Source organism: Thalassococcus sp. S3 (assembly GCF_004216475.1).
GTDB lineage: Bacteria > Pseudomonadota > Alphaproteobacteria > Rhodobacterales > Rhodobacteraceae.
Window position 1 is genome coordinate 1 of sequence record NZ_CP022306.1, and the last position, 25,599, is coordinate 25,599.

26 protein-coding genes are annotated in these 25,599 nt (G+C 62.3%); 21 read left to right on the forward strand and 5 right to left on the reverse strand.

The features are described 5' to 3' along the window. Positions 1-400: 400 nt before the first annotated feature. The 7 genes from CFI11_RS24015 (at position 401) to CFI11_RS24045 (ending at position 6,020) form a co-directional block, all read left to right on the forward strand. Positions 401-1,603, forward strand: a complete 1,203-nt coding sequence (locus CFI11_RS24015) for an AAA family ATPase (protein ID WP_130410265.1) — start codon at positions 401-403, stop codon at positions 1,601-1,603. Beyond that, a complete protein-coding gene (locus CFI11_RS24020; RefSeq protein WP_130410266.1) occupies positions 1,600-2,559 on the forward strand; it encodes a ParB/RepB/Spo0J family partition protein in 960 nt (319 codons plus the stop codon). The genes CFI11_RS24015 and CFI11_RS24020 overlap by 4 nt, the downstream gene beginning before the upstream one ends. Before the next feature lie 45 nt (positions 2,560-2,604). Further along, positions 2,605-3,612, forward strand: coding sequence for a Gfo/Idh/MocA family protein (locus CFI11_RS24025; protein ID WP_130410267.1), 1,008 nt, complete (start codon positions 2,605-2,607; stop codon positions 3,610-3,612). Positions 3,613-3,693: 81 nt separating this feature from the next. Then, complete coding sequence (locus CFI11_RS24030; protein WP_130410268.1) at positions 3,694-4,785, forward strand: mandelate racemase/muconate lactonizing enzyme family protein; 1,092 nt, start codon at positions 3,694-3,696, stop codon at positions 4,783-4,785. A 71-nt stretch (positions 4,786-4,856) separates the two neighbouring features. After that, a complete protein-coding gene (queF, locus tag CFI11_RS24035; RefSeq protein ID WP_371687497.1) occupies positions 4,857-5,321 on the forward strand; it encodes a preQ(1) synthase in 465 nt (154 codons plus the stop codon). A gap of 70 nt (positions 5,322-5,391) precedes the next feature. Then, entirely contained in the window at positions 5,392-5,628 is a 237-nt protein-coding gene (locus tag CFI11_RS24040; protein ID WP_130410270.1) for a type II toxin-antitoxin system PrlF family antitoxin, read from the forward strand. Then, positions 5,625-6,020 carry a PIN domain-containing protein gene (locus CFI11_RS24045; protein ID WP_130410271.1) on the forward strand — a complete coding sequence of 132 codons (396 nt, stop codon included), beginning with the start codon at positions 5,625-5,627 and terminating at the stop codon, positions 6,018-6,020. The genes CFI11_RS24040 and CFI11_RS24045 overlap by 4 nt, the downstream gene beginning before the upstream one ends. Before the next feature lie 3 nt (positions 6,021-6,023). Here the strand turns inward: CFI11_RS24045 and CFI11_RS24050 are convergent, their stop codons facing one another. Further along, a complete protein-coding gene (locus CFI11_RS24050) occupies positions 6,024-7,025 on the reverse strand; it encodes a LacI family DNA-binding transcriptional regulator (protein WP_130410272.1) in 1,002 nt (333 codons plus the stop codon). A 140-nt stretch (positions 7,026-7,165) separates the two neighbouring features. Between CFI11_RS24050 and denD the strand changes: the two genes are divergently transcribed. The 7 genes from denD to CFI11_RS24085 all read left to right on the forward strand — a co-directional run bounded on the left by denD (position 7,166) and on the right by CFI11_RS24085 (position 13,783). After that, complete coding sequence (denD, locus tag CFI11_RS24055) at positions 7,166-8,152, forward strand: D-erythronate dehydrogenase (RefSeq protein WP_130410273.1); 987 nt, start codon at positions 7,166-7,168, stop codon at positions 8,150-8,152. 29 nt (positions 8,153-8,181) lie between these two features. Then, complete coding sequence (locus tag CFI11_RS24060) at positions 8,182-9,144, forward strand: TRAP transporter substrate-binding protein (RefSeq protein ID WP_130410274.1); 963 nt, start codon at positions 8,182-8,184, stop codon at positions 9,142-9,144. A 74-nt stretch (positions 9,145-9,218) separates the two neighbouring features. After that, positions 9,219-9,740: a TRAP transporter small permease gene (locus CFI11_RS24065; protein ID WP_130410275.1), complete on the forward strand. Its 522-nt coding sequence runs from the start codon at positions 9,219-9,221 to the stop codon at positions 9,738-9,740. Continuing rightward, the gene (locus CFI11_RS24070) at positions 9,737-11,017 is read left to right on the forward strand and encodes a TRAP transporter large permease (protein ID WP_130410276.1); all 1,281 of its coding nucleotides are present in this window, start codon (positions 9,737-9,739) and stop codon (positions 11,015-11,017) included. Before CFI11_RS24065 ends, CFI11_RS24070 begins: the two co-directional genes overlap by 4 nt. A 110-nt stretch (positions 11,018-11,127) precedes the next feature. Next, positions 11,128-12,378: a 3-oxo-tetronate kinase gene (otnK, locus tag CFI11_RS24075; RefSeq protein ID WP_130410277.1), complete on the forward strand. Its 1,251-nt coding sequence runs from the start codon at positions 11,128-11,130 to the stop codon at positions 12,376-12,378. Beyond that, the gene (gene otnC, locus CFI11_RS24080) at positions 12,375-13,019 is read left to right on the forward strand and encodes a 3-oxo-tetronate 4-phosphate decarboxylase (protein WP_130410278.1); all 645 of its coding nucleotides are present in this window, start codon (positions 12,375-12,377) and stop codon (positions 13,017-13,019) included. Before otnK ends, otnC begins: the two co-directional genes overlap by 4 nt. Then, entirely contained in the window at positions 13,019-13,783 is a 765-nt protein-coding gene (locus CFI11_RS24085; protein ID WP_130410279.1) for a hydroxypyruvate isomerase family protein, read from the forward strand. The genes otnC and CFI11_RS24085 overlap by 1 nt, the downstream gene beginning before the upstream one ends. Here the strand turns inward: CFI11_RS24085 and CFI11_RS24090 are convergent. Next, complete coding sequence (locus tag CFI11_RS24090) at positions 13,780-14,691, reverse strand: LysR family transcriptional regulator (RefSeq protein WP_130410280.1); 912 nt, start codon at positions 14,689-14,691, stop codon at positions 13,780-13,782. The two genes, CFI11_RS24085 and CFI11_RS24090, sit on opposite strands and share 4 nt — an antisense overlap. Positions 14,692-14,814: 123 nt before the next feature. On the opposite strand from CFI11_RS24090, the gene CFI11_RS24095 reads away from it, so the two are divergent. From CFI11_RS24095 to CFI11_RS24120, 6 genes are read left to right on the forward strand one after another with little or no spacing between them, the layout of a single operon-like run. Then, a complete protein-coding gene (locus CFI11_RS24095; protein ID WP_130410281.1) occupies positions 14,815-15,873 on the forward strand; it encodes a dipeptidase in 1,059 nt (352 codons plus the stop codon). Between the two features lie 45 nt (positions 15,874-15,918). Beyond that, positions 15,919-17,520, forward strand: coding sequence for an ABC transporter substrate-binding protein (locus CFI11_RS24100; protein ID WP_130410282.1), 1,602 nt, complete (start codon positions 15,919-15,921; stop codon positions 17,518-17,520). Continuing rightward, positions 17,521-18,579: an ABC transporter permease gene (locus CFI11_RS24105; RefSeq protein ID WP_130410283.1), complete on the forward strand. Its 1,059-nt coding sequence runs from the start codon at positions 17,521-17,523 to the stop codon at positions 18,577-18,579. Further along, on the forward strand, positions 18,576-19,493 hold the full coding sequence (gene nikC, locus CFI11_RS24110) for a nickel transporter permease (protein WP_130410284.1): 918 nt from the start codon (positions 18,576-18,578) through the stop codon (positions 19,491-19,493). Before CFI11_RS24105 ends, nikC begins: the two co-directional genes overlap by 4 nt. Continuing rightward, on the forward strand, positions 19,490-20,347 hold the full coding sequence (locus CFI11_RS24115) for an ABC transporter ATP-binding protein (RefSeq protein ID WP_130410285.1): 858 nt from the start codon (positions 19,490-19,492) through the stop codon (positions 20,345-20,347). The genes nikC and CFI11_RS24115 overlap by 4 nt, the downstream gene beginning before the upstream one ends. After that, positions 20,344-21,093 carry an ABC transporter ATP-binding protein gene (locus tag CFI11_RS24120; protein ID WP_130410286.1) on the forward strand — a complete coding sequence of 250 codons (750 nt, stop codon included), beginning with the start codon at positions 20,344-20,346 and terminating at the stop codon, positions 21,091-21,093. The genes CFI11_RS24115 and CFI11_RS24120 overlap by 4 nt, the downstream gene beginning before the upstream one ends. A gap of 104 nt (positions 21,094-21,197) precedes the next feature. Here the strand turns inward: CFI11_RS24120 and CFI11_RS24125 are convergent, their stop codons facing one another. Next, positions 21,198-21,749: a cytochrome b gene (locus CFI11_RS24125; protein ID WP_130410287.1), complete on the reverse strand. Its 552-nt coding sequence runs from the start codon at positions 21,747-21,749 to the stop codon at positions 21,198-21,200. Between the two features lie 359 nt (positions 21,750-22,108). On the opposite strand from CFI11_RS24125, the gene CFI11_RS24130 reads away from it, so the two are divergent. Beyond that, positions 22,109-23,341, forward strand: a complete 1,233-nt coding sequence (locus CFI11_RS24130) for an MFS transporter (protein WP_130410288.1) — start codon at positions 22,109-22,111, stop codon at positions 23,339-23,341. Positions 23,342-23,796: 455 nt separating this feature from the next. On the opposite strand, the gene CFI11_RS24135 is transcribed toward CFI11_RS24130, so the two are convergent. After that, positions 23,797-24,738 carry a 2-hydroxyacid dehydrogenase gene (locus CFI11_RS24135; RefSeq protein WP_130410289.1) on the reverse strand — a complete coding sequence of 314 codons (942 nt, stop codon included), beginning with the start codon at positions 24,736-24,738 and terminating at the stop codon, positions 23,797-23,799. Next, positions 24,731-25,579, reverse strand: coding sequence for a fumarylacetoacetate hydrolase family protein (locus CFI11_RS24140; RefSeq protein ID WP_130410290.1), 849 nt, complete (start codon positions 25,577-25,579; stop codon positions 24,731-24,733). Before CFI11_RS24140 ends, CFI11_RS24135 begins: the two co-directional genes overlap by 8 nt. Positions 25,580-25,599 lie beyond the last annotated feature (20 nt).

Below are 25,599 nucleotides of genomic sequence, written 5' to 3' on the forward strand. Positions count from 1 at the left end.
TGTGGATAAAACACCCTCCCAGAATGTAAGGCTTCGGGTCCCGAAACGTAAGGGACAGCACCCAAGGCGTAAGTGCACGCACCCGAAATGTAAGAGCCAGAGAGGTAACCTTTTAAATTGAAGTGCTTTTTTGTAGCTGAACAAAGAACATTCTAGAATCTTGAACCAAGGTGTTTTTCAAATTTGGTGATTGGTTTGGATCACAAGAAGCGGATGTCTGACTCAAGAAAGCACAAGATACGGGCAAATTCCGGTGCATGCCTTAAGAAGGTCCTTACTTCGATCAATACGACACTTTAGGTCAATGTGCGCTTTTTCGGCCAATCACTGTAAAAAACCACACTTGAGCTTGTAACCGAAACCCCGCATGATTCTCTCACAGTAGAACACTGAGGATATCATGACCGAGCCGCTTTTGCCCCCCGTTAGCCTTGACGAGCTTGACCAGCTCGCGGCGCGGGCTTCCACGGTGATGAGCCGGCTGCGAGAGCGTGTCTATGCCCCGCAATCGCAAAAGACCCTCGATCTTCGGTTCAACGTTCGGACGGCGGCCGACATGGTGGGACGGTCGGAAAAACTGATCCGTGATGCCGAAGCGGACGGTCGTCTGCCACCATCCGCCAAGGATGAGGAGACGGGGCGCCGGATCGGATACACCCTGGCGGAGGTCAACCGAATGCGCGCCGTGTTCGGCACCGAACCGCATCGAAGCACGGATGATCCCGCGATGGTTCTGGCCGTTCAGAACTTCAAGGGCGGGGTCGGTAAATCGACGCTGGTCGTTCATCTTGCGCAATTCCTGGCCCTGCGAGGCTACCGGGTTTGTGTCATCGACTGCGACAGCCAAGCGTCGACCTCTTCGATTTTTGGTCTGAACCCGGATGTCGATGTGAACGAGGATGAAGACACGCTTTATCCCTTTTTCCGACATGGTGGGCCGACCAGCCTTCATTACGCGTTGCGGGCGACCTATTGGCCCGGCATTGCCCTGATCCCCGCCAATCTGGGGCTCTACGATGCCGAATACGAATTCGCAGCCCGAATGGTGCGAGAGCAGGCCTTTGTTCTGGACCGGCTGCGCGACGGCATCGACACGATCAAGGACCAGTTCGATGTCATCCTTCTGGACCCTCCGCCCGCGCTTGGCATGATCAGCCTGTCGGTGTTGCGCGCAGCCAATGCCCTGCTGATCCCGGCGCCGCCCAACAACATCGACTTCGGCTCGACCGCGCATTTTCTCAAGATGATGGAGGCGACGCTGTCGGAGATTGCGCAAAGCGGGGGTGCGCGCTCTTATGCCTTTGTTAAGATCATCGCCACAAAGATGAACGACCAGAAATCGGCGCATGTGGCGATCAAGCGGATGATGGATGCGGTCTTTCCGCTCGATATGATGAAATCCGTTCTCAAGGACAGCGCCGAGATCGACAATTCCACCGCGAACCTGGCCACGGTTTACGAGTTGACCGGGCCGCAGGTGCGCACCGAAACCCACAAACGCTGCCGCGTCTATCTGGATGCCGTGGGCCGCGAGGTCGATACGCTGATCCGCATGACCTGGCCCAGTCACCATGCCGCGCTGCGCAAGGAGGGCGTGATATGAGCAAGAAACACGATGCCATTTTTGACGATGTTCTGAAGGGGCTTGATGCCAAGCCCGAAGCGGAGCAGGGCAGGGCAGGGGCACGGTTCCTCGCGCGGCAGTCCCGCGTGGCGGACAGGCTGTCGTCGGACACTCAGGAGAAAACGCTGCGCTGGGTGGATCCGGCGGATTGCCGGATGTGGGCGCGCCATAATCGCGCCTATGACCTTTTGAACGAGGACAATTGCCGCGATCTGATCGACGGCATCCGGGCACAGGGCCAGCAGGAATTCCCGGCCATCGTAAGGCGCCTCGACGGGGATGTGCCATACGAGGTGATCTGCGGCGCGCGGCGTCATTTCGCGATTTCGTGGCTGCGCGCGAACAATTATCCGCAGTTCAAATATCTGGTGGACGTGCGCGACCTGACCGACGAAGAGGCGTTTCGCCTTGCGGATATCGAAAACCGGGACCGGGCCGATATCAGCGATTACGAACGCGCGCGTGACTACGCCGAAGCGTGCAAGCTGTATTATGGCGGAAAGCAAAAGGCGATGGCCGCGCGGCTGGAAGTGTCCGAAGCGTGGCTGTCGCGGTATCTGCAACTTGCGCGCCTTCCTCAGCAGATCGTTGTGGCCTTCGGGGATATTCGGGAATTGCGGGAACTGCACGCACGGGCGCTGAAGCCGTGGTTGTCGGACCCTGACCTGAAAGCCCGGGTGCTGGAAGAGGCGGCAAAGATCACTGCCGAAGGGGCCCGGCAACCCGGCGCGCAGATCATGGCGCGGTTGAAAGCCGCGGTCACGCCCAAGCAGGAGCCGGCGGAGGTCAAGACGTATCGCAGGTCCCGACACGAGGCCGGTGTGAGGGTTCAGCAAAAGGGGGGAAAGGTGCGGATGGAATTTGCGGAAGGGGCGTCCAAGGCGGCTCTGACACACGCTTTTGAGGCTTATCTGAAGGATCGTTTCGGTGGCTGAACTGAGAAATTGCCAATTGGCAATTTTCGGCAACAGGAACCTGCGATGATCCGGATCGGTGTTGTTGGGGCTGGCCTGATCGGGGCACAGCATATCCGGGCCATCTCGTCGATATCGGGAATTGAACTGGGCGGCGTGGTGGATCCGATGCGAAACGCGGATCCGGATCTGCCGTGGGTCGCGGATATCGAGACGCTCATGGGTCAAGTGGATGGCGTGATCCTTGCCGTGCCGAACGATCTGCACGCGCCCCTGACCCTGAAATGCATCGATGCCGGTCTGCCGGTTCTTGTGGAAAAGCCGTTGGCCGGCACCGTGGAGGACGGCGACCGGATGGTGAAGGCGGCCGAGGCGCTGGGGATCCCGCTTCTCGTGGGTCATCACCGCCGCCACGCGCCGCGCATTGCAAAGGCCAAGGCGCTTTTGACGGCGGAGGCCCTTGGCAGGCTCACAACCATACATGGTCAATGCTGGCTTCCAAAGCCTGCATCCTACTTCAAGGCAAAATGGCGGAGCGGGCAGGGGGCGGGGCCGCTCTTTATCAATCTGATCCACGATGTCGATCTGCTGATGCATCTCTGCGGACCGATTGTCCGTGTCCAGGCGATGGAGAGCAATGCCGTCCGAGGCGCGGAGGTGGAAGAGACGGTCGTCGTCTCCCTGCGCTTCACCTCGGGTGCGTTGGGCAGCCTCAACCTGTCGGATGCTGCATTGGGGCCCTGGTCGTGGGAGCTGACGGCGGGCGAGAACCCGGCCTATCCGATGACCGGTCAAAGCTGTTATTGGATCGGGGGGACACATGGTGCGCTGTCGCTGCCGGACCTTACGCAGTGGCGGCAGGAGGGTGGCCCGGACTGGTGGGCCCCGATGAGTGCCACGCGCGTGCCGGTGGACACGATGGATCCCCTGGTCGCCCAGATCGCGCATTTTGCCGAGGTCATCCAGGGCAATGCCCAGCCTTTGGTGACCGGCGCGGATGGGCTGCGCGCGGTGAAGGTGATCCATGCGATCAAGCAGGCCGCCCGATCCGGCAGGGCCGTTGATCTGCAGTGAGACATCCTTGACGAAAGGCCGGCGGCATGTGCTGTTTGAAGATCACGTCCGGCGAGGCCGGATCAGAACATCGGAGGGGGGATGGCACAGATAGTCGCTGTGGATGTGCACCGGTTCGCGGTGCCTTTGGCCGAAGTGCTGGTCGACGCAAAACACGGAGATCACACGCATTTCGAATTGATCATCGCGACGGTCCGGGACGCGGATGGGACCGTGGGCACCGGTTACACCTATACCGGCGGAAAGGGCGGTCATGCGATTGCGGCCATGATCGAACACGATCTGGCCCCTTTTCTGATGGGACAGGACGCCGACGCGGTCGAGGCGCTTTACGACGGGATGCAGTGGCATGTGCATTATGTCGCGCGCGGCGGGATCGCGTCGTTTGCCATTTCCGCCATCGACATCGCGCTTTGGGATATCCGGGGGCGCAGGACGGGTCAGCCGCTTTGGAAAATGGCGGGCGGGGCTGCTGATCGGTGTAAGGCCTATGCGGGCGGCATTGACCTTGCCTTTCCACTGCCAAAGCTGCTTGACAGTATCCGGGGCTATCTGGCACGCGGCTTCAACGGTGTGAAAATCAAGATCGGCCAACCGACACTTTTGGAAGATGTCACGCGGGTCAAAGCGGTGCGCGAGCTGATTGGACCGGACGTGGCCTTTATGGTCGATGCGAATTATTCGATGAGCGTGGAGGAGGCGATCACCGCCGCTGAAGCGTTCGCGCCCCACGACATCCTTTGGTTCGAAGAGCCGACCATTCCCGATGATTATCTCGGATACGGTCGGATCGCCGATGCAACGTCGATCCCCCTTGCGATGGGAGAGAACCTGCACACCCGGCACGAGTTCGAATACGCGTTCGCAGATGCGAAACTGGGATTCATCCAGCCGGACGCCTCTAATTGCGGGGGGATCACTGGCTGGTTGCAGGTGGCAGAGCTGTCGCGCGTCCATGACATTCCGGTTTGCAGTCACGGCATGCAGGAGCTGCATGTCAGCCTTGTTTCGGCTCAACCGAATGCCGGTTGGCTTGAAGTGCATTCGTTCCCCATCGACGCCTACACACGGCGCCCGCTGGTTGTGGAGGATCATTTGGCGGTTGCCCCGGACGATCCGGGAACCGGGGTTGAGTTCGATTGGGACAAGTTGCGGTCGGTTCATATGGGGTGAGAAACGCCGCCGGATTTTCCTTGCTGAGGGAACCTGTTAGAGGCAGCGCTGACAATGAAGGAGGTCATTTGATGACGCAGGACATCTATCAGAACCTGACCCAGCTTGGCGCCCCGACGGACTTGCCGAAATCCCCGGAAGAGGCGGTGTTGGAAAGGGTACCGAACCCGCAAGCCGGAACCGGCTATGCCGTGCGGTTCGTGGCGCCGGAATTTACGTCGCTGTGCCCGCTGACGGGTCAACCGGATTTCGCGCATCTGGTGCTGGACTACGTGCCGGGCGATTGGCTGGTCGAAAGCAAGTCGCTGAAGCTGTTCCTGGGATCGTTCCGCAATCACGGCGCGTTCCACGAAGATTGCACGGTCTCCATCGGGCTGAGGTTGGTCGAGACATTGAGCCCGACATGGCTGCGCATCGGTGGGTACTGGTATCCCCGCGGCGGCATCCCGATCGACGTGTTTTATCAGACGGGAGAGCCTCCAAGGGGTATCTGGATCCCGGATCAGGGCGTGCAGGGCTATCGCGGACGCGGCTGACCTTGTCTTGAGATCGTAATGCTGATTTGCTATATGTAAGGAGAAACGTGTTTTCTCCTTGAGGTGTGCCATGCACGAATCCACGCTGACGTCCAAAGGACAAACGACGCTGCCGAAACATGTGCGGCAGGCGCTGAACCTCAAGCCGGGGGACAAGCTGCGGTATCTGGTGCTTGATGACGGTGAGGTGCGGTTGCTGCGGATGCGCCCGGTGACAGAGCTGGCGGGACGGTTGAGATCGACGCGCGCGCCGGTCACCCTGGAAGAGATGGAGGAGGCCATTGCCGAAGGCGCAGCCAGGCGGTGATCGGCCTCGACACGAATGTTCTGGTGCGCTTCCTGACGCAGGATGACCCGCAGCAGGGCAAGGCGGCGATGACGCTGATGGCCAGCCTGACGGAGGATCGCCCCGGCTTTGTCCCCCGCGAGGTGCTGGTCGAGACGGTATGGGTGCTGGAGAGTGCCTATAAATTCAGCCGGGCCGAGATCGCGGGGGCGCTGGACGGTCTTCTGGAAGCGCGCGAGCTGGTCATCGAAGCCGCAGAGCAGGTCGGTTTGGCGCTGAGCCGTTACGCCAAGGGCGGGGCGGGATTTTCGGATCACATGATCCTTGCGATGGCGGCACAGGCCGGATGCGGGACGGTTTACACCTTTGACCGCAAGGCGGCACAGGAACCGGGCGCGACGCTTCTGACCTGAAGGTCAGGCGGATGCGCCTGAAATCAGTTTGAACCCGATATCGACGGATCTTGCGGTTTGCTCCCCTGCGAGCCGTTTCAGGATCTGGTCCGCTGCCATGGCACCAATCTCGCCACGTCGGGATTCAACCGTGGTCAGGGGGATCGGGGCGGCCTGGCCCAGATCCAGCCCGTTGAACCCGGCCAATGCCAGGGTGTCGGGCATCGACAGCCCGCGGGCCAGAGCTTCGAACTGACCGCCCATCGCCATGTCATCGTTGGAGTAATAGATCAGTCGCGGCGCGCCGGCATCCAGCATTCGCGCGGTCAGCTTGCGACCCAGCGCAACGGAGGTGGGGGCAGCTTCCTCAAGCGAGGTTTCGAAATCCAGGCCGGCCTCCCGAAGGGCGGCGCGGAAGCCATCGCGGCGCGCCACGGCGCGGCGGTCGCGGGTCAGGTCGTGGCCGATATAGCCGAAACTGTCATAACCACGCCCAAGCAGGTAATAGGCCATCGATTTGCCCGCCTGCACCTGAGACAGACCCACGGCCATGTCGACGGGATCGGCGTCGATCTCCATAATCTCCACAACGGGGCAGGGGGCGCGGGTCAGAAGCGTGCGCGCCTTGGGCGACAGGTCTGTGGTGGCGATCACAAGGCCCGCGGGCTGCCATTCCAGAAGTCCCGCGATCAGCCGCGCCTCTCGCGCGGTGTCGTAATTCGACACGCCCAGGATCGGGTGATAGCCGGCGGTCTCCAGACGCTCTTCCAGCCCGTAAAGGACGTCGGGAAAGACGATGTTGGAGAGCGATGGCAGGATCACCGCGATCTGGTTCGAGGTGCGCCCGCCAAAGGACCCGGCGAGGCGGTTGCGGACATAGCCGGTCTGCTCCAACGCCTCTTCGACCCGCCGGACGGTATCTGGCGAGACGTTGGCCGCGCCGCGCACCACGCGGGACACGGTGATCTCACTCACTTGGGCGAGTTTGGCCACTTCGGCCAGCCGAACCTTCGATGAGGCACTCATCGTCTTTTATTCTCTCCGCGCTTTCCTATATCGGCATGATAACGCCGATCAGCGATGCAAAAAAGATCATAAATGGAGTGTAGTCTTGTTTGACAGCGCTGTCATTGCATCATAGCAAAGTTCGGCGAGGGAGGGTTGATATGCGTATTGTCATCACCGGCGCCGCCGGATTTCTGGGCCGCGCCCTGATCGAACGACTGGCCAGCGCCGGAGCGGTCGATGTCGAGGGGGAGCCGAGACAGATCCACGAGATCCTCGCCTGCGATGTGGTCGAGGCGCCACTGGCCAGCCTGGCCGCGACCTATCCGCTGGTCCGCCCGCTTCTGGGCAGGGTGGGAGATCCGGATGTTCTGGGCGCCATCGTCACCGCGCAGCCCGACCTTGTCGTGCATCTGGCCGCAGTCGTCTCAAGCGCCGCGGAAGAGGATTTCGGGCTGGGCCTGAGCGTCAATGTCGAGGCGACGATGGCGCTGATCCAGGCGCTGGAGGTGTTGCAGACCCCGCCGGTCTTCGTCTTTGCCTCCTCCGTCGCGGTCTTTGCCTGCGAGAACAACGAGGTCATCCAAGACACGACCCCACCCACTCCGCGCAGCAGCTATGGCGCACAAAAGTTGATCGGGGAGGTCCTGGTCCGCGATGCGAGCCGACGGGGGATCTTGCACGGGCGCAGCGCGCGGGTGCCGACGATTTCGGTGCGCCCGGGAAAGCCGAACCGCGCGGCCTCGTCATTCGCAAGCGGGATCATCAGAGAGCCAATGACGGGCCAGGACGCGGTCTTGCCGGTGGGGCGCGACGTGCGGTTGCACCTGGCCTCCCCGGATCGGGCGATCGACAATTTCCTGCACGCCATGGCGTTGCGGCAGGAGGTGTTGGAAGGGGAGACCACGATCACGCTGCCGGGCCTTTCGGTGTCGGTGGGCGAGATGCTGGAGACGCTGCGCAACGAGGCGGGAGAGGGGATTGCGGCCCGCGTCCACTCAAAGCCAGACGCGGGTGTAGAGGCCATCGTGAAAAGCTGGCCCGGAGGCATCGAGACCCCGCGCGCGGAGGCGTTGGGCTTTCAGAGAGATGGATCATTTCGCGACCTGCTGGAGCAATTCCGGCAGACGCTTTCGACGCCGGCATGACCGGCATTCAAGACCAAGGGAGGACGACCATGAGACTGACGTTACTGGCCGCTGCAGCGGCCGCGATGATCGCCGGCACCGCGCAGGCCAACCAGGTCACCATCGGCCACACTGTGTCCGCGGACAGCCATTACGGCATCGGCGCACAGGCCTTTCTGGACACGCTCGCCGACGTGTCGGGCGGAGAATGGTCCGGCAGCCAGGCGCCCGCTGGGCAGTTGGGCGGTGAGCGGGACATGATCGAGGGGCTGCAGATCGGCTCGGTCGATATGGTGATCACATCGACCGGCCCGCTGGGCAATTTCGTGCCCGAGGTCTATGCGCTGGATCTGCCGTTCCTGTTCCGTGACTACGACCACGCCCGCACGGTTCTGGACGGGGAGATCGGGCAGGAATTGCTGGAGAAGATGCGCGATGCCGATCTGGTGGGCCTGGCCTGGACGGAGAACGGGTTTCGCCATGTGACCAACTCCCAAAGGCCGATCAACACGCCGGAGGATCTGAACGGCCTGAAGCTGCGCACGATGGAAAACCGCGTGCATATGGAGGCGTTCCAGAACATGGGCGCGGCGCCGACCCCGATGGCGTTTCCGGAGCTTTTTTCGGCTCTGCAACAGGGCGTTGTGGACGGGCAGGAGAACCCGGTCGTCGTGATCACGACGTCGAATTTCTGGGAAGTGCAGAACCATGTCTCGCTCACGGGCCATGTCTATTCGCCAGCCATCATTCTGGTCTCGCCGATCCTGTGGGACGGGCTGAGCGAGGAAGAACAGGGCTGGTTCCGCGAAGCAGCCGCCGCGTCGGTCGAGGCGACACGCGCGGAGGTGCTGAGGCTTGAGGAAGAAGGCATCGAGCTGATGCGCGCGCAGGGGATGGAGGTCATCACGGAGATCGACAAGGCCCCGTTCCAGGAACTCGCCGAGGCCGCATACAGCGTCTATACGGAGCAATACGGCACTGAAATGGTCGAGCGCATTCAGGCGGTCGAATAAGATATCCCGGCGGGTCCAGTGATGGATCCGCCGGTTTCGTTTGAACGGGCAGAGACCCGGAGGGATCGTGAAAGATGCGGCTTTTCCTGACGTTTGAGCGCTGGAGCACATGGCTCGCGCTCACGCTGGCCATCGTGTTCCTGATCATCGCCGCAGCACTGGCGATGTGGCAGGTCACAACCCGCTTCGTGATCGGCGTGCCGTCGACCTGGTCGGAGGTGATCACGCGCTCGGCGATGATCTGGTCGGTCTTTCTGGGCGTGGCGGCCACCTATCGGCACGGGTCGATGATCGCGATGGAGATCGTGCAGAGGGCGCTGCCGGGGCGGCTTGGATTATGGCTCTATCTCGGGGCGAATGCGCTGTCGGTGACGTTCTTTGCGATCCTCTTCTGGCAAGGCTGGGGCATGACCGAGAGGGTGGCCCGCCAGACGCTGGCCGCGCTTGAAGTGTCCATCGCCTGGGTCTACGCGGCCCTGCCGGTGGGCGCGGTTTTCGCCATCATCGCGATCCTGGGCTGTTCGCTGCGTGCCTTGCAGGCCGGGTCCAGCATGGCCGCGACAGAGCCGATCCTGGATTATGAGGCCAAGCCATGAATGCCGCCATCGCCCTATCGCTTGCGATCTTCTTTCTGATCGGCGTGCCCATTGCGGTGGCCATTGGTCTGGCCGCCATCGTGGGCATCGAGGCGCATGGACGCCTGCCGCTTCTGCTAGTCGCGCAACGGATGTTCGCGGGCATCGACAGTTTCCCGCTGATGGCGATCCCGCTGTTCATCCTGGCGGGCAATCTGATGAGCGCGGGGGGCATTTCCCGCAGACTTGTCGATCTGGCCAAGGCGCTGGTGGGCGGCATTCAGGGCGGGTTGGCCTGTTCCTGCGTGCTGACCTGCATGATGTTCGCCTCCGTCTCGGGCTCGTCCGTTGCCACGACCTTTGCCATTGGGGCGATCCTGATCCCGGCCATGGCAAGGCACGGCTATCCCAAGCCGCTGGCGGCCTCCATCCAGGCCAGTTCGGCGGAGTTGGGCGTGCTGATCCCGCCGTCGATCCCGCTGATCCTGTATGGCGTGTCGACGAATACCTCGATCGAGCAGCTCTTTATCGCGGGCATCGGGCCGGGCCTGCTGGTGGGGGGTGCGCTGATGCTGACGGTGATCCTGATCTGCCGGGCGCGCGGCCTGGGGCTGGAGGACGGCAAGGACCGCCCCTCGCTGCGCGCCGCGACCATCGCCGCCTTGCCGGCCTTGCTGGTGCCTTTCGTGATCATCGGAGGGATTTATTCGGGGGTCTTTACCCCGACCGAAGCCAGTGCCGCCGCCGTGGCCGCCGCCATTATCGTCAGCCTCGTCTTTTACCGCGAATTGCCGCTGCGGGCGTTGCCCAATATCCTGAAACGCACGGTGGTGTCGTCGACGGCAATCATGCTGATCATCTCGGCCGCGGCGCTCTTTTCGTTCCTGATCACCCGGTCGGGCCTGCCCAATGACATTGCCGCCTGGTTCAATGCGGTGTTCGAGAGCCGGTTTGCCTTCCTGCTGGTCGTCAACCTCCTGTTGTTGCTGGTGGGCATGTTCATCGAAACCTCTGCCGCGATCCTTGTGCTGGCGCCGATCCTTGCGCCCATCGCCATCGCCTACGGCGTGGATCCGGTGCATTTCGGGCTGATCGTCGTGGTGAACCTGGCGCTGGGGATGATCACGCCGCCCTTGGGCGTGAATCTGTTCGCGGCGTGCGCGGTGGCGGGGATACCTGTGGAGCGGATCATTCCGCAGCTCATCTGGTTCGTGCTGGTTGTCTTTGGCTGCCTGATGCTGATCACGTATGTGCCGATGATCGCACTGGGTCCGGTCGAATTGCTGGTGGGGAGATAGCTGTGGTGGCTTTGTCTTTGGCCCACCGACCGTGTGGGCTTATGACGACAACGTAACAATGAAAAAGCTCTCCGCCGAGAGAGCGGGACAGACAAGACCGGGAGAGTGACGTGAAACTTGGATGTATCGGGGATGATTTTACGGGGTCCTCGGATCTCGCCAATACGCTGACGCGGCAGGGGATGCGCAGCGCCGTCTATGTGGGCGTGCCGGACGGCCCGGCCGAGGCGGAGATCGAGGCGGGGGTGGTTGCGCTCAAGTCCCGGTCGATTCCGGCGCAGGAGGCCGTCAGGCTGTCGCTGGAGGCGCTGGATTGGCTGAAAGGACAGGGCTGTACACAGTTTCTGTTTAAATACTGCTCGACCTTCGACAGCACGGCGGACGGCAATATCGGCCCGGTCGCCGAAGCGCTGGCAAATGCGCTGGAGGCACCAAGGGCTGTGTTCTGCCCGGCCTTTCCCAGCACGGGCAGGGCGGTTTTTCAGGGCCATCTGTTTGTGGGCGACCGGCTTTTGTCGGAAAGCGGGATGCAGAACCATCCGCTGACCCCGATGACCGACCCGGATCTGCGCCGCGTTCTGGCGAAACAGAGCCAAACGGGGGTGGGCCATGTGCCGTTGGCCCAAGTCAGCGAGGGCGCGGAGGCGGTGCGCGCGGCGATGGAGGCAGAGCAGGCCGAGGGGCGGCGTTTCATCGTGGCGGATGCGATCACGGACCCGGATCTGATGACCTTGGGTGCTGCGCTGGCCGATGACGTGCTGATCACCGGAGGGTCGGGGATCGCCCTGGGGCTGCCCGCCAATTTCCGCGCACGGGGCGAGATTGGCGAGGCCACTGGCGACTGGAGTGGCGAGGCGGGAAAGGCGGCGATCCTGTCGGGGTCCTGTTCCATCGCGACACGCGGGCAGGTGGCCCGGCACAAGGCACAGCACCCGGCACGGGAGATCACGGCGGAGGACGTGCTGGACGGGCGCCTGACACCGGAGGATATGGCGGACTGGCTGGCCGGGCAGGAGGGTCTGCCGCTGGCCTATTCCTCCGCCGATCCGGACATCGTGCGCGCCACGCAGGACCGCCACGGGACAGAGCGCGTCGCGGGCGCGCTGGAGGCGTTCTTTGCCGCCACCGCGCGGGCCTTGACCGCACGCGGGGTGCGCCGGTTGATCACGGCAGGCGGCGAGACCTCTGGCGCGGTCGTCGAAGGTCTGGGCCTGACGGCGCTCTCCATCGGGCCGGAGATCGCGCCCGGTGTGCCGGCGGTGCGCGCGTCGGATGATCTGGTGCTGGCGCTGAAATCCGGCAATTTCGGGGGCGAGGACTTCTTTGCTGAGGCCGCCGCCGTGCTGGAGGGCGCGGCATGAGCGACGCCAAGCTGCGCGAGGATATCTGTTTCTGGGCCAAGTCGATGTTCGACCGAGGCCTGACGGGCGGTGCGTCTGGCAACATCTCGGCCCGGACGGAGGATGGCGGTCTGCTGGTCACACCGACGGGCGCAAGCTTCGGACGGCTCGATCCGGGCCGGTTGTCGCGGTTTGATGCAGAGGGCCGGCATGTGGCGGGCGACAAGCCCACCAAGGAGATGCCGCTGCACACGGCGTTCTACGAGACCCGGAAAAGCGCGGGCGCGGTGGTGCATCTGCATTCCACTCATTCCACAGCCCTGTCGATGCTGCCAGAGGTGGACGAGGACAACATGCTGCCCCCGCTCACAGCCTATCCGGTCATGCGGCTGGGCAAGGTCAAACGCCTGCCGTTCTTCCGACCGGGAGATCCGGAGATGGGAGAGGCCGTGCGCGGCCTTGCGGGTAAACGCAGCGCCGTGGTGCTGGCCAATCACGGACCTGTCGTGGCGGGCAAGGAACTGGAGGCGACGGTCTACGCCATCGAGGAACTGGAGGAGGGCGCCAAGCTCGCAATGCTGTTGCGCCACGCCAACCCCAGGGGCATGACGGATGCGCAGGTGATGGATCTTGTGCGCCATTACGGGGTGGAGTGGGACTGATGCAGCTATCGGCCAATCTGGGTTTTCTCTTCACCGATCTTACGCTGCCCGACGCGATCCGTGCTGCCAAGGCGCAGAGGTTCGACGCGGTGGAATGTCATTTTCCGTTCGACCAGCCTGAGGCAGATGTATCCGCCGCGTTGCAGGAGACCGGTCTGCCGATGCTGGGCCTGAACACCTGGCCCGGTGACCGCGGGGGCGGGGATTTCGGCCTTTGCGCATTGCCGGAGAGGCGCGAAGAGGCCCGCGCGGCGATGGATCAGGCGATTGCCTATGCGCGCGCCATCGGCTGCGCCGCGGTGCATGTGATGGCCGGGCGCACGGATGGCGGCGCGGAGGCGGAGGCGTGCTTTCGCGAGGCTTTGTCCTATGCCTGCGCCGCTGCCCCGGAGTTGACCATCCTGATCGAGCCGCTGAACCACCGCGACGTGCCGGGCTATCATCTGGTGCAGATGGATCACGCGGCGCGGATCATCGACGATCTGGGGCATGCCAATCTGAGGATCATGTACGACCTTTATCACGCGCAGATCATGCGGGGGGATCTGAACGGTCAATTCACTGCACATCGGGATCGGATCGGACATATCCAGATAGCCTCTGCCCCCGACCGGGGCGAGCCGGGGCAGGGGGAGGTCGACCTCCTCTGGCTCTGCCGCTGGCTGGCGGATCAGGGCTGGGACCGGCCCATCGGGGCTGAATACAAGCCCCGCCAGGGCGACACGGTCGCAGGTCTGGGCTGGATGGCGGCGTTTCGCGACTAACCCTTGCGTGAAAAGGGATCGGGCGGGGTGTTCAAGCGGACATGCCGCATGAAGGCCCGCGCGATACGGGGCACCGGGCGCTGGTCGGAGAGGACGAAATAGCTCTGATACCGGATCGGAGAGGCGAAGGGGACAAAGGTCAGATCGTCGGCCCGGTACTGGTAGAGAGGGAAGGGGTTGATGATGGCCAGCCCCAACCCCTCCATCGCGAGGTCGGCGGCGGCGAAGGAGGTCGAAACCTCTGCCACGATCCGCGCCTCTGCCCGGTTCTGATGCAACAGGCGGTCAAGCTGGCCGCGCCGTGCGTGCCGGTGGGTCAGGGCGATGATGCTTTGGCGGTGCAGATCGCCCGGGCGGATCTCGGCCCGGGTCGCCAGAGGATGGTCGGGGCGCATGGCGCAGACGGCCTGCGACAGGCGGTAGGGGACCAGCTTGATCCCGGCCCGCGACAGTTCGACCCCGGTGATGCCCAGATCGAAGCGGTTTTCAAGGATGCCGCGCGTGACCTCGTCAGAGGTGTTCACGTCGAAGCTGATGAAGAAATGAGGGTTCGCCCTTAGAAACCCGCCGATCTGCGAAATCAGGAAGCGATGCGCATAGCTGGGCGGGGCACAGAGGCGGAGGGTCTCCTGTACCGGCTCGGACGGCCCGTCGATGCGGTTGAGCGCGTCGAAGAGAGGGTCGAGCCGCCGGTTGAGGCGCACGGCCTCCTGCGTGGGGCGCAGGCGTCCCCCGTCCCGTTCGAAGAGCGTCGCCCCGATGCGGTTTTCAAGGTTCGCCACCGCCCGGCTGACGGTCGATTGCGACAGGCCAAGCTGGCGCGCCGCGCCGGTGGTGGTGCCGGCCTGCATCAGCGCGCGCAGAGCCTGGTATTCGGGGATGGAGTGCCAGCTTTTGGTTTTGGTCAAGGCGAGGATCCGGCGGGAGTGACTAAGTCTATGCGTAAAATGCATAGCATTAGCGCTTCGCCATGCCAAATTCGCTGTTAACCTTTTGGGGTTGCCGCTTCTCACACCAGGACAATCTGCCTCGTGACGGATACCTCACCGCTGATTTTCGACGGGCACAACGATGTGCTCTCCAAGCTTTATCGCGCGGGCGGGGTGCCTTCGGCACAGACGTTCACCAGCGGGCGCGAGGGCGCCATCGATGTGCCCAAGGCGCAGGCGGGCGGGTTTGGGGGCGGTTTCTTCGCGGTCTACGTGCCGTCCCCCGCCGATCTCGACTTCAAATTCCAAGAGATGACGAAACCGGCCTACGACCTGCCCTTGCCGGAGCCCATCGACTGGGAAGACGCCTTGCCCGTCGCGATGAGCCAGGCCGCGATCCTGATGGAGCTGGAGCGCCAGGGCGCGTTGACCATCTGCCGAACCGCCGCCCAGATCCGCGAGACGCTGGCCGACAACCGCATCGCCGCGATCTTTCATATCGAGGGGGCGGAGGCGATTGACCCGGATCTGCACACGCTCGATGTTCTTTATGCCGCCGGGCTGCGTTCTCTCGGGCCGGTCTGGAGCCGGACGACGATCTTTGGCCACGGGGTGCCGTTCCGCTATCCCGCTACGCCGGATATCGGAGAAGGCCTGACCGATCACGGCCTGCGGTTGGTCAAACGCTGCAATGCGCTTGGCATCATGATTGACCTGTCGCATCTGAATGCGGCGGGGTTCTGGGACGTCGCGCGCCATTCCGAGCATCCGCTGGTGGCCACCCATTCCAACGCCCATGCCATTTGTCCGCATGCCCGCAACCTCACCGATGACCAACTTTTAGCCATTCGCGAAAGCGATGGTATGGTAGGGTTGAATTTCGCTGTCGCCTTCCTGCGGGACGATGGCAGGATGCTGGCGGATGTACCGCTGGAGCAGGTGCTGCGCCATCTCGATCATCTGATCGAGATACTGGGCGAAGACCGTGTGGGGATGGGTTCGGATTATGACGGGGCGGTGGTGCCCGACGGGCTGACCACTGTCGCCGACCTGCCGGCTTTGCGGCAGGCCATGGCCGATCACGGCTATGGGGCAGAGCTGATCCGAAAGCTGTGCCACGACAACTGGCTGCGCGTTCTGGAAAAGACCTGGGGGTCCTGACCGCGCCGCCCAATCTGGGGATTTACAACAGGAGAGGTTCAAAAAATGAACACTTTGAACAGACTATTGACCGGGGCCGCGGTAGGGCTTGCCATCGCGGTATCCTCGGTGACGATGACGGTGGCGGAAACGCCGCCGAACATGCTGGTGATCGCCAACCGGATCGACGACATCACGACGCTGGACCCGGCGGAGAGCTTTGAATTCGCAGGCTCGGACGTCAGCCGCAACGTGTATCAGAAGCTGATCAACTTCGATCCGATGAACCTGGATGCGGGATATCAGCCGGAGATCGCGGAAAGCTGGACGGTCAGCGACGACGGCCGCACGATCACGTTCACCATTCGCGAGGGGCTGACCTTTCATTCCGGTAACCCTGTAACGGCGGAAGATGTGGAATTCTCGCTGCGCCGGGCGGTTATCCTGAACAAGACACCGGCCTTCATCCTCACGCAGTTCGGCTTTACCGAGGAGAATGTCGAGGAAACCATCGTCGCCGAAGGCAACACGGTGCGCATCACCACCGACAAGCCCTATGCGACCTCTTTCGTGCTGAACTGCCTGACCTCCACCATCGGCGGGATCGTCGATATGGAGACGGTGATGGCCAATGAGGTCGATGGCGACATGGGCAATGCCTGGCTGCGCACGAATTCCGCCGGATCGGGGGCCTACAGCCTGGTGAGCTGGCGCCCGAACGAAAGCGTGACCCTGCAGGCAAACCCCAACTTCTATCTGGGCGCGCCGGCGATGGAGCGGGTGATCGTCCGCCACGTGCAGGAGAGCGCGTCGCAGCGTCTGCTGCTGGAGCGGGGCGATATCGACATGGCGCGCAACCTCAACCCCGAGGATATCGCGGGCGCGCGGGAGGCCGAAGGCATCAAGATCCATGACGAGTTGCGTGGGCGGCTGATGTATCTGGCCTTCAACCAGAAGCACCCGGAACTGTCGAAGCCCGAAGTGCGACAGGCGATGAAATACCTGGTCGATTATCAGGGCATGCAGGACAGCTTCCTCAGCGGGCAATACACGATCCACCAGAATTTCCTGCCCAGGACGTTCCTGGGTGCCGTGGACGAGAACCCGTTCAGCCTGAACATCGAGAAAGCCAAGGAACTGCTGGCGGCCGCGGGTGTGCCGGAGGGGCTGACGATCGAGGCCGGCGTGCGCGAGGCGCAAGAGCGGATCGAGATCGCGCAGACCTTCCAGAACGCGCTGTCACAGGTGGGCATTCAGCTTGATATCACCGTCGGCACGGCCAAGCAGATCCTGGGCCGCTACCGCGCACGGGAGCTGGACGTTTACATCGGGGCCTGGGGACCGGACTATCCGGATCCGCACACCAATGCGGGCACCTTCGCATATAACCCCGACAATTCGGACGAGGCCAATGCCACGGGCCTTCTGGCCTGGCGCAACAGCTGGGACACTGGCGGGCTGACCGAGATGACGGATGCCGCGGTGGTCGAGAATGACACCGATGCTCGGGTGAAGATGTACGCGGATATCCAGTCGCAATTCCGCGACACGTCTCCTTTCGTGGTGATGTTCCAGAAGATCGAACAGGCCGCGATGCAGGAGAATATCCAGAACGTCAATCTGGGCGGCGCCACGACGGCGGTGACCTATTGGGTGATCACCAAGTAAATGGCGTTCGCTGACAAAACCGGGGAGGGGCGCGGCCGCGTGTCCCTTCCAAACTGGCTGCGCCGGACATTGGTCACGCTGGGTTCGATCGCGGTCACGATGCTGGGGCTTTTGTTCGTGACCTTCATCATCGGGCGGGTCATGCCCATCGACCCGGTTCTGGCCATCGTGGGCGAGAGGGCCAGCCAGGAGACCTATGATCAGGTCTATCGGGAACTGGGGCTGGATCAGCCGCTGCTGGTGCAATTTGCCTATTATCTCTGGGACGTGGTGCGCGGTGATTTCGGCATGTCGCTGCTGAATGCTCGCCCGGTTGCCGAAGACATCGCCCGCGTCTTTCCCGCCACGCTGGAACTGGCCACGTTGGGCACCATCATCGGGGTCGTGCTGGGCGTGCCGCTGGGTGTGGTGGCCGCCGTCCGGCGCGGATCGTGGATCGACCAGATCGCGCGGGTCGTGGCGCTGGTGGGCTATTCGATGCCGATCTTCTGGCTGGGCCTGATGGGCCTTCTGGTCTTTTACGGCATCCTCGGCTGGGTCAGCGGACCCGGCAGGCTGGACATCTTCTATCAGGACATCGTGCCCACGCGCACGGGCATGATCCTGATCGACAGCGCGCTGGCGGGCAATTGGTCGGTCTTCGGCAATGCATTCAGCCACATCGTGCTGCCTGCTTCGCTGCTGGGATACTATTCACTGGCCTATATCAGCCGCATGACGCGGAGTTTCATGCTGGAACAGCTCTCCTCCGAATACGTCACCACGGCGCGGGTCAAGGGCCTGTCGGAGCGGGCCGTGATCTGGGGTCACGCCTTCAAGAACATCCGGGTGCAGCTTCTCACCGTGATCGTGCTGAGCTATGCCAACCTGCTGGAAGGGTCGGTGCTGACCGAGATCGTCTTTTCCTGGCCCGGTATCGGCAGCTACATCACCACGGCGCTTTTAAGCGCGGACATGAATGCCGTTCTGGGTGGAACGGTCGTGGTGGGGCTGATCTTCATCTGTCTGAATATCCTGTCGGATCTGCTCTACAGGGTTCTGGATCCGAGGTCGAAATGAGCGAAACGATGACCTTGCGCGCGTGGCTTCTGACCGACGCGCCCACCTCGCGCCGCCATGCGCGGCTGGCGAGCCTCTACAAGGGGTGGCTGTCCTTCAGTTCCAACACGATGGCGATGCTGGGGCTTGGGATCATTGTGGCCCTGCTGCTGATCGCGGCCTTCGCGCCATGGCTGGCGCCGCATGATCCCTTCGCGCAGGACCTGACGAACCGGCTACAACCCCTCGGCTCGCCGGGGCATGTGCTGGGCACCGACAGTCTGGGCCGCGATATCCTGAGCCGGCTGATCTATGGCAGCCGGATCACGCTTTACATCGTGGCGCTGGTGGCGCTGATCGCGCCCCTGGCGGGTCTGATCGTGGGCACGCTGGCGGGCTATGCGGGCGGCTGGGTCGATGCGGTGCTGATGCGGATCACCGATATCTTCCTGGCCTTTCCGCGCCTCGTTCTGGCGCTGGCTTTCGTCGCGGCCCTTGGCGCGGGGATCGAGAATGCGGTGCTCGCCATCTCTCTCACCGCCTGGCCGCCCTATGCGCGGATTGCGCGGGCCGAGACGCTGACCATCCGCAGCTCGGACTATATCTCGGCGGTGCGGTTGCAGGGTGCGGGGCCGATCCGGATCATCACCAAACATATCTGGCCGCTCTGCATCTCGTCACTGATCGTGCGGGTGACGCTGGACATGGCGGGCATCATCCTTGCCGCGGCGGGCCTTGGATTTCTGGGCCTTGGCGCGCAGCCACCCAGCCCGGAATGGGGGGCGATGATCTCCGAAGGGCGGCGGTTCATCCTCGATCACTGGTGGGTCGCGACGATGCCGGGGCTGGCCATCTTCACCGTGTCGCTGGCCTTCAACCTTCTGGGGGACGGGCTGCGCGATGTGTTGGATCCCAAGGATGGGGGCAATCAATGAGCCTTCTGGATGTCGAGAACCTGTGGGTGAAATTCCCCACCCGCCAGGGCCTTTTCGAGGCTGTGCGCGGCGTCACCTTCTCTCTGGGCAAGGAGAGGCTGGGGATCGTGGGCGAAAGCGGGTCGGGCAAGTCCATGACCGGCCGCGCGATCCTGCGGCTGATCCGCAAGCCGGGTATCGTAGAGGCTGACCGCATCGCACTGGAAGGCACCGATCTGATGGGCCTGAGCGAGGTGCAGATGCGCGGCGTGCGGGGCCAGAAGATTTCCATGGTGATGCAGGATCCCAAATTCTCGCTGAACCCCGTTGTGCGCGTCGGCGATCAGATCATTGAGGCTTATCAGCAGCACAACCGCGTGTCGAAGACCGAGGCCCGCACCAAGGCGCTGGAGATGCTGGAGGCGGTGTCGATCCGCGATGCCGACCGCGTGATGCGGGCTTATCCGCACGAAGTGTCGGGCGGGATGGGCCAGCGGATCATGATCGCGATGATGCTGATCCCCGACCCGCAGATCCTGATCGCGGACGAGCCGACCTCGGCCCTTGACGTGTCGGTGCAGCGGCAGGTGCTGGGCATTATGGACCGGCTGGTCAAGGATCGCGGCATGGGCCTGATTTTTATCAGCCACGACCTGAACCTTGTCGCCGAGTTCTGCGACCGGGTGCTGATCATGTATGCGGGCCGGATCGTGGAGACCTGCGACGCCGACAAGCTGCACGCCGCACAGCACCCCTATACGCAAGGCCTGCTCAACTCGCTGCCCCGCCTCGACCGGCCCAGCGGGCGGTTGGAGGTGCTGGACCGCGATCCGGCCTGGGCGGACGGGCCAAGCGTTTCGGGGCGTGCATCATGATCGACATTTCAGGTCTGAATGTCTGGTTCGGCGAAGGACGGGACCGTGTCGATGCGGTGCGCGGTGCCAGCTTTCACGTGGAAAAGGGCGAAAGCTTTGGCCTCGTGGGCGAGAGCGGGTCGGGCAAATCGACGATCCTGCGCGCGATCACGGGACTGGCGCCGACCTGGTCGGGGCAGATCACGGTGGCGGGCCAGCCGCTGAAAGGTGGGGCGCGGGATCGCGCGTTCTACAAACACGTGCAGATGGTGTTTCAGGATCCCTATGCCTCGCTTCATCCACGCCATTCTGTCGATCAGGTTTTGGGCGAGACGTTGCAGCTTCACGGCTTCCGCGACATCGATGCGCGGGTGCGCCAGTTGCTGGAGGATGTGGGCCTCGGCGGGCGGTTCCGCTTTCGCTATCCCCACCAGCTTTCCGGAGGTCAGCGGCAGCGTGTGGCCATTGCCCGGGCGCTGGCGGGAGAGCCGGATATCCTGCTGCTCGACGAACCAACCTCGGCGCTGGATGTATCGGTGCAGGCCGAGATCCTGAACCTGCTGACCGATCTGCGCGCTCAAAGGGGGCTGACCTACCTTATGGTCTCCCACGATTTGCCGGTCATCGGCCATATGTGCGAACGCCTGGCGGTGATGAAAGAGGGCGAAATCGTCGAAATCATGGGCGTCGGCGACCTGCGCGCGCTGCAGGCCTCCCATCCTTATGCCCAATCTCTGGTGAAAGCCTCGGTCGCGCCCTTGTCCTGAGCGGGACAAGGGGCGGCCCGTATGCGATATGTGGCGATCAGATCGCTTAACATCCGCCGGGAAATCCGACTTGGGAAAGGCAAGGGGTTTCGAAGGCCGGACAGCTAGAGCATTCGCTTCAGGAGCCCGTCCTTCTTCACGAGCTGATGACGCAGCACCAACCCAATATGTCCGACCATCGCAGCCAAAAGGACCCACCCGGCGCCGATATGCGCCCATTTCGCGATATCGCGCAGTGTATCGTCCTTGGTCAAAGGCCGTGGCATTTCCCAAACGCCAAACAGGTTCACCCCGTAATGGCCCCACATCACGTAAAGCCAGCCGGTCACAGGCATGACAAACATCGCGAGGTAGAAAACCTGCTCCACACGGTGGATGAAGGTTTGCTCACCCTTCGAAAGCGTAGGGGCCCAGGGAGGCAGGTGACCGAGCTGGCGGTTGATGATGCGGAGAATGGCCACAAACAGCGCGATCAAACCAAGCGATTTGTGCCAGTTGTAGTAGTCATTCGTGCTGATGCCCGCGAAGCTCGAATTGAAGCCGATGCTTGTCATGATGTTGCCGCCAACGAACTGGAGCGCGAACAGGATCACGATCAGCCAGTGAAAGACCTTCGTAAGCGTGCCGTAGCCGTGCTTGGAATTTGTGAGTGCCATGGTGTGAAGTCTCGTTCCATTTCGCCGAATGTGGTCCATCGGCCAGCAAAAATCTAGCGACTACGACGGTCATAAGGCACTGCAATCCGAAGACGGATCAGTTCGTTTGCGATGACGAGTCAAGTTGCCTCGCTTCGCGATCCGCCATGTGATGAAATCACTGGGTTCAACACCTGATTTCTAAGACTGTTGGGGTCCGACAGCAGACCTTCACACCACCTTGGGCGAAAAGGTAAGCTGCGGGAGGAAGCGCCATTTTGCTGCGCTTTCGCCAAGGTCCGCAAAGCGCAAGAAACGGGTCGATTGGTTGGCATGTATCAGCAAGGAAAGTGTCCATTGCGTAACGCATCGGACACAACATGCAGCCAGGCCAAAACCACAAGCTTAGTCAAAACTTCAATCGCCTTGCGTGGTCCAATCTGTTCGCTCAATCGGCCGAACAGATTGCTTTAGCCGCTGCCCCGCTCGTCGCTGTTCTGCTCCTCGGTGCAACGGCGTCTCAGGTTGGTTGGCTTCAGTTCGCTCTGACCTTGCCGTTTCTCGTTGTGGCGGTTCCAGCAGGACTGATAGCGGATCGAATCCCGCGCCAAAGATTGATGGCTTATGCCGAGAGCGTGAGGGCAATTTCACTGGTGGCAATCGTTGCTCTTTTAGCGACCGATCAACTCAACTTGCCAGTTCTGGCATTGCTGGGGCTCATTGGCGTCTGCGGAACGGTAGTGTTCACAGTAGCGGCCCCGGCCTTGGTGCCATCGCTTGTTCCAAGCGCTCTGTTCGGGCGGGCGAACGCCAGGCTAGAGCTTGCGGGGACGTCGGCCTTCGTTGCTGGCCCAGCAATCGGGGGTGCGCTGGTGGGTTGGACCGGTGCGCCAGCGGCGTTCGGGCTTGCAACCTGCCTGTCCATCTGGGCGACGTTTCTGCTGGTGCGCGTCAGCGAACCCGAGCGGGAGCCCGTGATAGGTCGCCGCCCGATCCGGGACATCGTGGAGGGCGCGGCGTTTGTCTTCGGGAATGAGCTACTTGCGCCGGTTTTCATTACTCAGTTCATCTTCAATGCGGCGTTCTTCGCACTGATGGCTGTCTTCGTGCCCCATGCAGTTCAGAACCTCGGCCTCTCTGCGACGGAAACGGGCGTCGTCATGAGTTTTCTGGGTGTCGGAATGCTCTGCGGCGCGTTCATTGCTCCGAGGGTCCTGTCAGCGATCCGATTTGGTCACGTGATCTCAGTCGGTCCGGTCTGTGGGTTTGTCGCTTCGTTGCTCATGGTTGCGACGATCTGGATGCCGTCCTTCTCGATCGCAGCCATTGGCTTCTTTCTGCTTGGTATCGGGCCGACGTTGTGGGTGATCAGCACCAACACCTTGCGTCAGTCCATCACGCCCGACGCGCTTCTTGGCAGGGTCTCAGCCATCAATGTCATGGCGCGCGGGGCGCGGCCCATCGGCGCTGGCATCGCCGCCGTGACGGCAGGTGCCTTCGGTCTTGAAGCCTGCCTCTTCTTAGCTGCATTTGGCTTTGGCGCACAAGCGATCACAATCCTCTCGTCACCGACGACCTCTCTATCATCGCAACCGGTCAAATCTGCTGCCTAGGTGTCAAAGCCGACATTCGCGCGCACCGCAGCATTTGTCGCTTTGGGCTCTTCGGACACCTTCGCCGCGCAGATTGCCAATGAACGCTTTCACTCACCGCGCGGCGCAACACGCCTTATTGCTGCGGCACTTCGCCTTTCGTCAAGTCACGGATTTTTCACATATCGGACTGACGCAAGAAACCCGGTTCAAAAAAATTGCCCGAACATCGGGGGCAGGGTGTCATGACCTTGGTCAGAACAGCAACACGGGTCCCGAAAATAGAAGTCTCATCCCAAGGGGGCTTCTAGCGGCGTTCAGTCTGCACTACCCCTTCAGCCATAAGGATAATTATGTAAAAAAATGTCTACCTGATCACACGAAAACAAAGGCAAAAGGCCCCAGCCCCCACCTTTGTCGTTCTGATCCGACAGCTCGCGCGCCTTGTCAGAGCAGGTCTTCGTGTCGTTCGCGGCTCATGCGTTCAACGCCGCACATTCCGGCACCGGTGTGCGCACCCGACCACTGTCGAGGTGGTCGAGCAGGTTATCGACCACCAACGCCCCCATCGCGGCGCGCGTTTCATGCGTTGCGCTGCCGACATGTGGCAGAAGGATGACGTTCGACATGTCAAACAAGGCTTCAGGCACCCGTGGCTCATCCTCAAAAACGTCGAGCCCGGCCCAACCGAGCCGGCCCTCCTGCAATGCTGCGACCAGGGCGGTTTCATCGACGACAGAACCGCGGGAGACGTTGATCAGCGTGCCCTCGGGACCAAGAGCGTCAATCACCGCCCGATTGACCAGATGGCGCGTGGAGGCCCCGCCCGGTGTGATGCAGATCAGGACATCCACATCGCGGGCCATCTCTTCGAGATCGCCATAGTACCGGTAAGGCTCATCCTTCCGGCTGCGCGTGTGATAGGAGATGTCGGCGTCGAAGGCCCGCAGCTTTTCGGCAATGGCGAGCCCAATCCGACCCAGCCCGAGAATGCCAACCTTTCGCCCGTCGGGACTGCGGGACAGGGGGGCGTTGCCGTCGCTTTCCCATGTCCCGGCCCGGACATAGGCATCGTCCATCAGCAGATTGCGATAGAGCGCGAGCATCAGCATCACCGCAGTCGTCGCAACCTCGGCATTCAGCACGTCCGGCGTGTGGCTGACCAGGATACCGCGCGCCAGGCAGGCATCGGTGTCGATCGCATCATAGCCGACGCCATAGCAGCTGACCATTTTCAGGTTCGGCAGGGCATCCATCACCGCGGCCGGCACCCCGTCATGTCCGTTGGTGGCAACATGCGTGATCGCCTCGCCTTGGGTGGCAAGGTCGGTTTCGGCCAAGCGGTGAATGGTGAAACGCTTCTCCATCCGTGCGAGCATCGCGTCGGTGGCGCCTCCGATCAGCAGCAGATCAGGCATCCTGTCCGACCTCCTGGCGTTGCTGGCCCAGCCTGGCGATGCCCAGCTCCATCACGTCGCCGGGTTTGAGATAGACGGGATCGGGTTTGATCCCCATCCCGACGCCGGGCGGCGTACCGGTGGAGATCACGTCCCCCGGATGCAAGGTGAAAAGCTGACTGAGATGCGCGATGATCTGGGCCACCGAAAAGATCATGGTCGCGGTGTTGCCGGTCTGCATCCGCTGACCATTTACATCGAGATGCATCGCCAGATCGTGCGGATCGGAAACCTCGTCCCGCGTGACCAGCCAGGGGCCGGTCGGGCCAAACGTGTCGCAGCTTTTGCCCTTTGTCCATTGGCCGGTCAGGTTGTTCTGAAAGTTGCGCTCTGACACGTCGTTGATCACGCAATAGCCTGCGACATGGTTCAACGCATCGGCTTCGCTCACGTATTTCGCCGCCGTACCGATGACGACGCCAAGTTCCACCTCCCAATCGGTATGCGCCGATCCGCGCGGCATCATGACCGTGTCATCGGGCCCGGAGATCGCCGAATTGGCTTTCATGAACAGGATCGGATGGTCCGGGATCGCGGCACCCGTCTCGGCCGCATGGTCCGAGTAATTCAGTCCGATACACATGAACTTGCCGATATTGCCGACACAGGGACCCAGGCGCGGGGCGCCGTCCACCTCTGGCAGACTTGTCGGGTCGAGGCCGCGCAGTTTGTCCAGGCCCGCATCGCTCAGCACGTCGTCCGCGATGTCGGGCACGACGCCCGACAAATCCCTGAGCACACCGCCGTCATCCAGCATTCCGGGCTTTTCAGCGCCCGGTTCCCCGTAGCGTAGCAATTTCATAAATGTCTCCTTCTGTCCCT